The sequence below is a fragment of the Streptococcus infantis genome, assembly GCF_047463275.1.
In the GTDB taxonomy this organism is placed as follows: Bacteria; Bacillota; Bacilli; order Lactobacillales; family Streptococcaceae; genus Streptococcus; species Streptococcus infantis_AF.
Genome location: NZ_JASHEE010000006.1, coordinates 1 through 11,400 on the forward strand (window position 1 = coordinate 1; position 11,400 = coordinate 11,400).

At 39.1% G+C, this 11,400-nt stretch carries 13 protein-coding genes, 1 tRNA gene, 1 rRNA gene and 1 other RNA gene; 14 read left to right on the forward strand and 2 right to left on the reverse strand.

The features are described 5' to 3' along the window. Positions 1-7 precede the first annotated feature (7 nt). The 4 genes from rrf (at position 8) to QM923_RS08665 (ending at position 2,167) form a co-directional block, all read left to right on the forward strand. Positions 8-123, forward strand: a 5S ribosomal RNA gene (gene rrf / locus QM923_RS08650). A gap of 5 nt (positions 124-128) precedes the next feature. Then, positions 129-202 (forward strand) — tRNA-Asn (locus QM923_RS08655). A gap of 200 nt (positions 203-402) precedes the next feature. After that, on the forward strand, positions 403-639 hold the full coding sequence (comW, locus tag QM923_RS08660) for a sigma(X)-activator ComW (RefSeq protein ID WP_049496592.1): 237 nt from the start codon (positions 403-405) through the stop codon (positions 637-639). A gap of 241 nt (positions 640-880) precedes the next feature. Next, positions 881-2,167: an adenylosuccinate synthase gene (locus QM923_RS08665; RefSeq protein ID WP_414291554.1), complete on the forward strand. Its 1,287-nt coding sequence runs from the start codon at positions 881-883 to the stop codon at positions 2,165-2,167. Positions 2,168-2,652: 485 nt separating this feature from the next. Here the strand turns inward: QM923_RS08665 and QM923_RS08670 are convergent, their stop codons facing one another. After that, positions 2,653-3,195, reverse strand: coding sequence for a hypothetical protein (locus tag QM923_RS08670; RefSeq protein ID WP_414291555.1), 543 nt, complete (start codon positions 3,193-3,195; stop codon positions 2,653-2,655). Between the two features lie 303 nt (positions 3,196-3,498). On the opposite strand from QM923_RS08670, the gene tadA reads away from it, so the two are divergent. From tadA to QM923_RS08720, 10 genes are all read left to right on the forward strand, one after another. Then, positions 3,499-3,966: a tRNA adenosine(34) deaminase TadA gene (gene tadA / locus QM923_RS08675; protein WP_414291605.1), complete on the forward strand. Its 468-nt coding sequence runs from the start codon at positions 3,499-3,501 to the stop codon at positions 3,964-3,966. Positions 3,967-3,998: 32 nt separating this feature from the next. After that, an RNA gene (gene ffs / locus QM923_RS08680) (signal recognition particle sRNA small type) lies at positions 3,999-4,097 on the forward strand. Between the two features lie 53 nt (positions 4,098-4,150). Then, positions 4,151-4,594, forward strand: a complete 444-nt coding sequence (locus QM923_RS08685; protein WP_414291556.1) for a dUTP diphosphatase — start codon at positions 4,151-4,153, stop codon at positions 4,592-4,594. A 1-nt stretch (position 4,595) separates the two neighbouring features. Continuing rightward, entirely contained in the window at positions 4,596-5,135 is a 540-nt protein-coding gene (locus tag QM923_RS08690; protein WP_414291557.1) for a histidine phosphatase family protein, read from the forward strand. A gap of 16 nt (positions 5,136-5,151) precedes the next feature. After that, positions 5,152-5,643: a hypothetical protein gene (locus tag QM923_RS08695; RefSeq protein ID WP_414291558.1), complete on the forward strand. Its 492-nt coding sequence runs from the start codon at positions 5,152-5,154 to the stop codon at positions 5,641-5,643. 40 nt (positions 5,644-5,683) lie between these two features. Then, positions 5,684-7,048 carry a DNA repair protein RadA gene (radA, locus tag QM923_RS08700; protein WP_141561194.1) on the forward strand — a complete coding sequence of 455 codons (1,365 nt, stop codon included), beginning with the start codon at positions 5,684-5,686 and terminating at the stop codon, positions 7,046-7,048. A gap of 70 nt (positions 7,049-7,118) precedes the next feature. Further along, positions 7,119-7,814: a TIGR00266 family protein gene (locus tag QM923_RS08705; protein ID WP_414291559.1), complete on the forward strand. Its 696-nt coding sequence runs from the start codon at positions 7,119-7,121 to the stop codon at positions 7,812-7,814. 161 nt (positions 7,815-7,975) lie between these two features. After that, positions 7,976-8,470: a beta-class carbonic anhydrase gene (locus tag QM923_RS08710; protein ID WP_004250355.1), complete on the forward strand. Its 495-nt coding sequence runs from the start codon at positions 7,976-7,978 to the stop codon at positions 8,468-8,470. Positions 8,471-8,685: 215 nt separating this feature from the next. After that, positions 8,686-9,654, forward strand: a complete 969-nt coding sequence (locus QM923_RS08715; RefSeq protein WP_373076121.1) for a ribose-phosphate diphosphokinase — start codon at positions 8,686-8,688, stop codon at positions 9,652-9,654. A gap of 118 nt (positions 9,655-9,772) precedes the next feature. Further along, positions 9,773-10,210 carry a CoA-binding protein gene (locus QM923_RS08720; RefSeq protein WP_414291560.1) on the forward strand — a complete coding sequence of 146 codons (438 nt, stop codon included), beginning with the start codon at positions 9,773-9,775 and terminating at the stop codon, positions 10,208-10,210. Positions 10,211-10,343: 133 nt separating this feature from the next. On the opposite strand, the gene QM923_RS08725 is transcribed toward QM923_RS08720, so the two are convergent. Beyond that, entirely contained in the window at positions 10,344-11,354 is a 1,011-nt protein-coding gene (locus tag QM923_RS08725) for a YeiH family protein (RefSeq protein ID WP_414291561.1), read from the reverse strand. Positions 11,355-11,400 lie beyond the last annotated feature (46 nt).

Consider the following 11,400-nt stretch of genomic DNA (forward strand, 5'->3'; position numbering starts at 1 on the left):
CTCAGAGTTAAGTGACGATAGCCTAGGAGATACACCTGTACCCATGCCGAACACAGAAGTTAAGCCCTAGAACGCCGGAAGTAGTTGGGGGTTGCCCCCTGTGAGATATGGAAGTCGCTTAGCTTTTATCCGCCATAGCTCAGTTGGTAGTAGCGCATGACTGTTAATCATGATGTCGTAGGTTCGAGTCCTACTGGCGGAGTATTTAAACGTTCCTAGGAACGTTTTTTTGTTTTCTTGGGTTTATTTACTAGGATATTTCAAAGCATTTTTTCATCTATTTTAACTTCTTTTCTTTGTTTTAAGTTTGTTCAGCTTAAAATTTTTACTTTATAGAAATATTTATCTATTTAGTTAGCCTTTCTGATAAACTTTTTTTATCAATAAGAAAGGTTTTTTTATATGCTTCAAAAATATTATGATCGATCTTTGGTTTTTCTAAAGCAAATCGAAAATGAATATTCAATTTTATTTCAAAGTACTGATGAATGGGAATTACTTCATCTTAAATTTTTACTTTATTATTTAATTCGTTTTAAGATTAAGAATGAGAAGGATTTTCTCCTCTGTCATTTTAGAGTAGCATACCGGATCTATCTTAATTATTTATTAGGACAAAATTTAAATTATTCATTTTAATAAAATTTCATTTCATTTATTACGAACAATATCAAGTGATTTATAAAAAAATATTTAGATTATGCTAATTTTTTGTATTTTTTTAAATCAAAAGTAAAAGAATTCCCTAATCTTTTCTAGTGTTAATTCTTGATAAAATAGGCTTTTTTTCTTATAATAAATTGTAAGATATTATTGTGGGTGAGAGTCCCACCATGTATATGAGAAAGGACGAGCCTTTTGGCTCAGACGAAAATTTATTATGACTTCAGTTGTTGTTGTAGGTACCCAATGGGGTGATGAAGGTAAAGGGAAAATTACAGATTTTCTTTCGGCTAATGCGGAAGTGATTGCTCGTTACCAAGGCGGAGATAATGCAGGTCACACAATTGTTATTGATGGAAAGAAATTTAAATTGCACTTGATTCCTTCAGGTATTTTCTTCCCAGAAAAAATCTCTGTTATTGGTAATGGGATGGTTGTCAACCCTAAATCTCTTGTGAAAGAATTGTCTTATCTTCATGAGGAAGGTGTTACAACAGATAATCTCCGAATTTCTGATCGTGCGCATGTTATTTTGCCTTACCACATCGAGTTAGACCGTCTTCAAGAAGAAGCTAAGGGTGATAATAAGATTGGGACTACAATTAAAGGAATTGGTCCAGCCTATATGGACAAAGCAGCCCGTGTGGGTATTCGTATTGCGGATCTTTTAGATAAAGAAATCTTCCGTGAACGTTTAGAACGTAATCTTGCTGAGAAAAATCGTCAATTTGTAAAATTGTATGATAGTGAACCTATTTCATTTGATGATATTTTTGAAGAATATTATGAATACGGGCAACAAATCAAACAATATGTGACAGATACTTCTGTTATTTTGAACGACGCGCTTGATAATGGTAAACGGGTTCTCTTTGAGGGTGCACAAGGTGTCATGTTGGATATTGACCAAGGCACTTATCCATTTGTTACTTCATCAAACCCGGTGGCTGGTGGTGTGACAATTGGTTCTGGAGTAGGTCCAAGCAAGATTAACAAAGTTGTCGGTGTATGTAAGGCTTATACAAGTCGTGTAGGTGATGGTCCTTTCCCAACTGAGCTATTTGATGAAGTTGGTGATCGTATTCGTGAAGTGGGGCATGAGTATGGGACAACTACTGGGCGTCCTCGTCGTGTAGGTTGGTTCGACTCAGTTGTTATGCGTCATAGCCGTCGTGTTTCTGGTATCACAAATCTCTCTTTGAACTCTATCGATGTTTTGAGTGGCTTGGATACAGTAAAAATCTGTGTGGCTTATGATCTTGATGGTCAACGTATTGATTACTACCCAGCTAGTCTCGAACAATTGAAACGTTGTAAACCAATCTACGAAGAATTGCCTGGTTGGTCTGAAGATATCACTGGAGTACGTAATTTGGAAGAGCTTCCTGAAAATGCACGCAACTATGTTCGCCGTGTTAGCGAATTGGTGGGTGTTCGTATTTCAACATTCTCAGTAGGTCCTGGTCGTGAACAGACAAATATTTTAGAAAGTGTTTGGTCATAGGAGATTTTTTAAGATTTGTTTAAGACAGGTTGGATATACTACAGACAGTTACAAGAAGACCTCCTAACTTGTTGTAACAAATTTCCTAAACTTTTCTTTTTCATAATAATCTCCCTATAAAGTCACCGCATTCGGTGGCTTTTTTTGTCAGCTTTTAAGTCATATTTAGGTGGCTTCTTTACTTTTAAGACAAAGAAAAAAATAGTGGGACAGAAATCTTTAGACCAACCCTCGATTTGGGACACCCAGATCTGTGAGGTTTCAACATTTGGGTAAATTGGTTAAAGTTGTGAATTGAGAAAAGAAGTTTTGGTAAAAGAAGCTTTTTGAATTCTCAAATACCAACAAGTCGTTCAATTTGCCATCACATCAAAGATGCATAACTAAGAAAAAATGAGGTTGGGATTTCTGATCCCAGCCTCTTCAGTGAACTATTTTCTTGAGAATTTGTAAGTTAGACAAACTTGAATTTTATATGAATCAACTTAGTTGATAACTTGATTATCTGATTTATCACTTTGAAATTGCTTCATTTCGTGCATAAAAGCATCTGCTTTTAGTTTGTCTGTGATGATATTGACACTGACTAGCTTATTTAGTTTTTTTTCATGTCCTTCTAAAAAAATAGGATTTCTAATTTTTATGCTTAACTTTACGCAATTAAAAGGACGCTTTTTAATGGTTATTTGTTCGATATCTTGAAGTCCAAATTGATAATGTAATAGGCTGTGGCCTCTACTGCTATAGGTATAATACTGAACAATATTGTTTTTATAAATTTCTAATTTTACTCCATTTATGAAGAGATAATACCCCATAAACCATATAAGGAGGGGAGCATAAATCAGCGCTACCGCCATAACAATCTTGTCTGCAAAATCAGTATTGTAAGTCATCAGACGCTTCAGAATCCAGAGAATCATAACAGATATAGATATCATGGATGGTCCCCCTACTCTATTAAATGTATCTTTATATGGAAACATCAAGGTAAGTTTTGGTTCATCCTGTAAAAATTCTAATTGCATTAGTTACCCTTTCATTTTGTTTATTATTTAAATCTCAGGATAATCATCTCTTGGAGACTTATGGTTAAAAATCTTCCGACAGATTTGGATATTTTGTATCAGTTGTCTCCATTACTCTCAGTTCATGATTTCTAATGTTTCTCTCAATTTTGCTACTATTATACTCTTTTTGTAACATTATTTCTACAAACCAGAGATTGAATACTATCTAAAGTTGGTTTCTGCAAGTATTATAGAGGTCTTTTTTTGTCTAGGAAAACATGCTATAATGATAGAATTGATAGGCGAGAAAAGAGAGATGTTATGGATTATACAGTTGAAGAAAAAGAAGTTTTTATGAGAGAGGCCTTAAAAGAGGCAGAGATTGCTTTAGATCATGATGAAATCCCGATTGGTTGTGTGATTGTAAAGGATGGAGAAATCATTGGTCGGGGGCACAATGCACGTGAGGAGTTGCAACGGGCGGTCATGCATGCGGAAATTATGGCCATTGAGAATGCTAATTTGAGCGAAGAGAGTTGGCGTTTGCTCGACTGTACGCTTTTTGTGACCATTGAGCCTTGTGTTATGTGTAGTGGGGCAATTGGTCTCGCACGGATTCCAAACGTGGTCTACGGGGCTAAAAACCAGAAATTTGGCGCCGCTGGGAGCTTGTACGATATTTTAACAGATGAGAGGCTCAATCACCGTGTGGACGTTGAAACAGGCGTTTTAGAGAATGAGTGCGCAGAGATTATGCAAGACTTTTTCCGAAATCGACGTAAAAAATAATTTCTCTTTAAAAATAAAGGGGAATGTGGTATAATAACTAGTGGAGCAACAGTTCTGCGTGAAGCGGGTCAGGGGAGGAATCCAGCAGCCCTAAGCGAGTGTGAATTGTGTGCTCTTTTTTCGTGCTTTTTTCGAATAAATAAGATAAAATAACCTAGAATAAAAGATTAAAAAGAGGAATAATATGAAAATTCGTGGTTTTGAATTGGTTTCGAGTTTTACAGATGAGAGTTTGCTACCGAAGCGTGAGACAGTGCATGCAGCTGGCTACGACTTAAAGGTTGCGGTGCGTACGGTTATCGCTCCAGGAGAGATTGTTCTCGTCCCAACGGGTGTTAAGGCTTATATGCAGCCGACTGAAGTGCTCTATCTTTATGACCGTTCATCAAATCCTCGTAAAAAAGGTTTGGTCTTGATTAACTCTGTGGGTGTCATTGACGGAGACTATTATGGTAATCCAGGGAATGAGGGACATATCTTTGCGCAGATGAAGAATATCACAGATCAAGAAGTTGTTCTTGAAGTTGGAGAACGTGTAGTTCAGGCTGTCTTTGCACCATTTTTAATCGCTGATGGAGATGAGGCAGACGGAGTTCGTACTGGTGGGTTTGGATCGACAGGGCATTAAGATGAAGATTATCTTTGTCCGTCATGGGGAGCCAGATTATAGTATGCTTGATAAACTTGAAAATCCGCAACTCTATAGTGGTTTTGGTCGTGATTTAGCACCATTGACAGGAAAAGGTCGCAGTCTGGCAAAAGAAGTTGCTAAAACTGCATGTTTTGGAAAGGCAGAGATTATTATTTCATCGTCTGTGACGAGGGCTTTAGAAACAGCACATTATATAGCAGTTGAAACAGGATTGGACTTGTTTGTGGAGCCGTTTTTTCATGAGTGGCGTCCAGACATAGATGGTACTAACTCTGATTTAACTAGTGTATTGGTAGCTCATGAATATTATCTAAAACATCAAGGAGCTTTATCTGAAGATTCTCCTTATCGCTATGAAACTGATCTAGAGATGCGTCATCGTTTTTTAAGAGCTTTGGAAAAATATAAAAATTATAAAACTATTATCATTGTAACTCACGGAATGCTCATGCGCCAGTTTGTACCAAATGAGAAGATTGATTTTTGCCAAGTGATTGAATGTGAGATAGAGATATAGAAAGAGGTACAATGAAATGAGCTATAAGGATTTTCAAGCTTTTACCGCCGAGAATTGTCGAGGGTATAAGAAGATTTTTGAGATTAGTATTGGAGGATTTCTTTACCTAGCATTTCTCCCTGATGCCTATCATAAAATTCTGTGTATTTCTTCAGACTACATGTCAATCATTGATAGCGAAAATGGGCAAGTAACACCGATAGACGGAGATTACGATGAGGTAGAGTTAGTAGCCATGTGTGAGGGATATGATTCACCTATCCCTATCGCTGGACAATATGGTGGAAGCCTTCCTTTGTATAATGACAAAGACATCAGAGTGACAATGGATAAAGACCAATTTGAAGATTATCCGATTTTAACTATTTATTGGGAAAAAGATAAGGAAGATAGAAGTCAAATCTATAAAGGTTATTTACCCTATATTTTTGGATTTAGCCCTGATGGTCAGTATTATGTCCATGCGGATGATGGCGGGCTCACTGTTTTGAAAAGAAATAGTCATTAATATAAAAATTAATAAGAGATTTTAAAATGAGAGGATTAGAATTATAGCGAAGAAAAAAGCGACATTTGTGTGTCAAAATTGTGAATATAATTCACCAAAGTATTTAGGACGCTGTCCAAACTGTGGGGCCTGGTCTTCTTTTGTAGAAGAAGTTGAGGTCGCAGAAGTCAAAAATGCGCGTGTGTCCTTGACAGGTGAGAAAACCAAGCCTATGAAATTGGCTGAGGTTACTTCTATCAATGTCAATCGAACTAAGACTGAGATGGAGGAATTTAACCGAGTGCTTGGTGGCGGTGTGGTGCCAGGAAGTCTTGTCCTCATTGGTGGAGATCCAGGGATTGGAAAATCAACCCTTCTCTTACAAGTATCAACCCAGTTATCTCAAGTAGGAACAGTTCTCTATGTTAGTGGGGAGGAGTCTGCTCAACAGATCAAACTCCGTGCAGAGCGCTTGGGTGATATTGATAGTGAGTTTTATCTTTATGCAGAGACCAATATGCAGAGTGTTCGCGCAGAGGTGGAGCGTATTCAGCCTGACTTCCTCATTATTGACTCTATCCAGACCATTATGTCTCCTGAGATTTCAGGAGTGCAGGGGTCAGTTTCTCAGGTGCGTGAGGTAACGGCTGAACTCATGCAGTTAGCTAAGACCAACAATATTGCGATTTTTATCGTAGGGCATGTGACAAAGGAAGGAACCTTGGCTGGGCCTCGTATGTTGGAGCATATGGTGGATACGGTGCTTTACTTTGAAGGGGAACGCCACCATACCTTCCGAATCCTGAGAGCGGTTAAAAACCGTTTTGGCTCCACTAATGAGATTGGGATTTTTGAGATGCAGTCGGGCGGATTGGTTGAGGTTCTCAATCCGAGTCAAGTTTTCCTAGAAGAGCGTTTGGATGGAGCGACTGGCTCGTCAATCGTTGTGACCATGGAAGGGACGCGTCCAATTCTTGCGGAGGTTCAGGCCTTGGTAACACCGACTATGTTTGGAAATGCCAAGCGTACGACGACAGGACTTGACTTTAATCGTGCTAGTCTGATTATGGCTGTTTTGGAAAAACGTGCAGGGCTTCTCTTGCAAAATCAGGACGCCTATCTCAAATCAGCTGGTGGTGTCAAATTGGATGAGCCGGCGATTGACCTGGCAGTTGCAGTTGCTATTGCTTCGAGTTATAAGGACAAGCCAACCAATCCTCAGGAATGTTTTGTGGGAGAGTTGGGCTTGACGGGAGAAATCAGACGTGTGAATCGTATCGAGCAACGGATCAATGAAGCTGCTAAACTAGGCTTTACAAAAATCTATGTACCAAAAAATTCTTTAACTGGAATCAAGCCACCTAAGGAAATTCAGGTGATTGGAGTGACGACTATTCAGGAAGTCTTGAAAAAAGTATTTTCTTAATCGTTCTACTCAGTTTTTGATTACAAATTATTTTATTGCTAACATTTATTAAAACAAGGAGGAATTTCTGATGAAATTTTCTATGGATAGTCATATGCAATTTCCTTTGGTAGAGTTGTCGCTCAATCAGGGAGAAACGGTCTTTATTCAGCGCGGTAGCATGGTTTACCACACGCCGAATATAAGCCTTAATACCCAACTTAATGCGAGTGGTTCTGGTTTGGGACGTTTTGTCAAAGCTGTAGGGCGTTCAATGGTTTCTGGTGAAAGCACCTTTATCACTCAAGCTGTTGCAGAGTCTGACAACGGAAACCTTGCTTTAGCACCAGATACTCCTGGTCAAGTGATTGCTCTTGAGCTAGGTGAAAAGCAGTATCGACTGAATGATGGAGCCTTTCTAGCTCTTGATGGTACAGCTTTCTATACAATGGAGCGCCAGTCTATTGGGAAAGCTCTGTTCGGAGGGCAAGGCGGTTTCTTTGTGATGACCACTCAAGGCCAGGGTACTCTTTTGGCCAATGCCTTTGGCTCTATCAAGAAAATTGAACTACAAAACCAAGAAATAACCATCGACAATGCCCATGTGGTAGCTTGGAGTCAATCTTTGGACTATAATATCCACTTAGAAAATGGTTTCTGGCAGTCTATTGGTACAGGCGAAGGAGTGGTGAACACCTTCCGAGGTACTGGTGAGGTCTACGTACAAAGTCTCAATCTTCAAAGCTTTGCAGGTTCTCTCAATAAGTATATCCAAAAAGGTTCATAATAATAAAAAAACTAGGACAGAAACTCAAGTTAGCTGTTGGATGTTTCTGTTCTAGTTTTTTATAGGAAAGTTGAAAACTGACAAGACAAAGAAAAGATGGTAAGATAGGAGATAAATAATTTGGTGTTCAAATTATCTGGCAAGTAAGAAAGTGAGTTGTCATGTCCTATTTTGAAAATTTTTTAAAGGCTAATCAAGCCTATGTAGAACTACATGGAGACCTCCATTTATCCATTAAACCCAAGACCAAGGTTGCAATCGTAACTTGTATGGATTCGCGTCTACACGTTGCACCTGCTCTGGGGTTAGCTCTGGGAGATGCCCATATTTTACGGAATGCGGGTGGTCGAGTGACAGAGGATATGATTCGTTCACTTGTAATTTCCCAACAACAAATGGGGACAAGAGAAATTGTGGTTCTTCATCATACAGACTGCGGGGCTCAAACCTTCAATAACGAGGATTTTCAAGAGCACCTAAAATGTGAATTGGGAGTTGATGTATCTGGGCAGGACTTTTTACCGTTTCAAGACATCGATGAGAGTGTTCGAGAGGATATGAAATTGCTGCGAGAATGCCCCTTAATTCCAGATGATGTTATTATTTCAGGAGCTGTTTATGATGTAGATACAGGTAGTATGAGGGAAATATACTAACTTTCTAATTAAAAGCTTCTGGAGTAGCATGAAGTAGGATGAGAAGGTTGACAAGTTTTAGCTTTGATATTACTAATATAAAATAGTATAAGATAAGAGTATAAAAGTCTACTCTTGTCTTATTTTTTATTGAAAAATCGAGAAAAAAGCGCTACAATGGTAGATGGAAAAATGTTGTGAAAAACACAAGTGATACATAAATACCGGAGGAAATCATGTCTTTTTCTGATTTAAAGCTGTTTGCCCTTTCTTCAAATAGAGAATTGGCAGAGCGTGTGGCGCAAGAGATTGGGATAGAGTTGGGAAAATCGACTGTTCGTCAATTTTCAGACGGAGAAATTCAAGTTAATATCGAAGAATCTATCCGTGGAAAACACGTCTTTATTCTACAATCAACTAGCTCACCAGTAAATGATAATCTACTTGAGATTTTGATTATGGTAGACGCTTTGAAGCGCGCCAGTGCAGAATCTGTCAACGTTGTTATGCCTTATTATGGTTACGCACGTCAGGATAGAAAGGCTAGAGCGCGTGAACCAATCACTGCAAAACTCGTTGCAAATATGCTTGAAGTGGCTGGAGTTGATCGTTTGTTGACGATTGATTTGCACGCTGCGCAGATTCAAGGTTTCTTTGATATTCCGGTGGATCACTTGATGGGCGCTCCATTGATTGCGGATTATTTTGAGCGTCGTGGCATGGTTGGTTCCGACTATGTCGTTGTCAGCCCAGACCACGGTGGGGTGACTCGTGCTCGTAAATTAGCAGAATTTTTGAAAACTCCAATTGCCATTATCGACAAGCGTCGTAGTGTAGACAAGATGAATACTAGTGAAGTTATGAATATCATTGGTAAGGTAGAAGGTAAGACTTGTATCTTGATTGACGATATGATTGATACAGCTGGAACCATTTGTCATGCGGCTGATGCTCTAGCAGAAGCAGGAGCTGTTGAAGTTTACGCAAGTTGTACGCACCCAGTTCTTTCTGGTCCAGCAATGGAGAATATCCAGAAATCAGCCATTAAAAAATTGGTTGTTTTGGACACTATCTATCTTCCAGAAGAACGTTTAATTGATAAGATTGAACAAATTTCTATCGCTCATCTCCTAGGTGATGCTATTGTACGTATCCATGAAAAACGTCCTCTTTCTCCATTATTTAGTATCGAGAAAAAAATCTAAACTTTCACTTGAATAAACGAATTTCCTAGCATACTTTTCTCTTGCTAGGAAATTTTTTTGTAGCCAATAACTGCAAGCCTTTTCAAAATGTGCTATACTGATGAAAAGGAGGATTTCTATGACTCAAGAATTTATCAATCCAAGTGATGGAGTGGTCCGTCAGTATCTAGCAACCAGTAAAACTCTAGCTGTAGTAGGCTTATCCGATCGTGAGGAAACAACTAGCAATCGAGTGACTAAAGAAATGCAGGCTCGTGGCTATAAAATTATTCCAGTAAACCCTAAAGCTGCAGGTGGAGAGATTTTGGGAGAAAAGGTTTATGCCAGTCTAGCTGAAATTCCTTTCCCTGTAGATATCGTCAATGTATATCGTCGCAGTGAATTTTTACCTGATGTAGCACGAGACTTTCTCAAGGCGGATGCCAAGATTTTCTGGGCACAACTAGGACTTGAAAGTTTGGAAGCAGAAGAAATCTTGCGTGCTGGGGGATGCGATGACATCGTGATGAACCGTTGTATTAAGAGAGAACATACACGTTTAATTCTTGAACAATAAAAAGGTAGCTGATGGGCTACCTTTTGTGTTGTACTCAATGAAAATCAAAGAGCAAACTAGGAAACTAGCCGCAGGCTGTACTTGAGTACGGCAAGACGACGTTGACGTGGTTTGAAGAGATTTTCGAAGTGTATTAGAAAATGCCGATGAGTGTTTGCATACCAAGACTAGTCAGGATGATAGCAATCCAGCAAAGGGCTCCAAGAAGAATGGATTTTCCACTGGATTTGATCATTGCGATGAGGTTTGTTTTGAGACCAATAGCACTCATAGCCATGATGATGAGAAATTTGGAGAGTTGTTTGAGAGGTGAAAAGAAGCTATTGCTGACACCGAATGATGTGAGAAGAGTAGTTAGCAGAGAAGCTAGGATAAAGTAGAGAATAAAAACGGGGAAGATTTTTTTAAGCTTCACTCCTTGGTTGTTACCTTGTTGACGGCTCTGCCAGTAGGAGAGGAAGAGAGTAATAGGGATAATAGCCAGGGTGCGTGTCAGTTTGACAATAGTAGCAGATTCGAGGGTATTGCTTTGGTAAAGACTATCCCAGGCGCTAGCTGTGGCTGTTACAGAGGATGTATCGTTGACTGCAGTACCCGCAAAGAGAGCAAAACCTTCGTTGGAGAGATGGAGCCAAGAACCTAGAGTTGGAAAGATAAGAGCTGCCAATACATTGAAGAAAAAGATAACAGAAATGGCTTGGGCCACTTCTTTTTCCTTGGCGTGAATAACAGGAGCAGTCGCTGCAATGGCAGAACCGCCACAGATAGAAGATCCAACTCCAATCAAGGTAGCTAGCTTTGTATCAAGGTCAAAAAAGCGCTGGAAGAGATAGGCAACAACCAAGGCGATAGAAATGGTTGAAAGGATGACAGGAAGGGAAGATTTTCCAACTGCGAAAACTTGAGAGATATTGAGTCCAAATCCAAGCAAGATAACAGCATACTGAAGCAATTTTTTGGAGCTATAAGTCAAGCCGGCATCCAGTTGTGTATAGGAAGTGATAAAAGGATGGAGAATCATTCCGATAAAAATGGCAAAAACTGGTGCTCCTACAACAGGCAAGAAGCTTCCTAACGCCCAAGAAATGATAGATATAATAAGACAGGCTAACAGTCCTGCCCAATTTTTTGATAGAAATGACATAAAAACCTCCGAAAATAAGCACTTCTTATTATAAGCTTGTCTATCA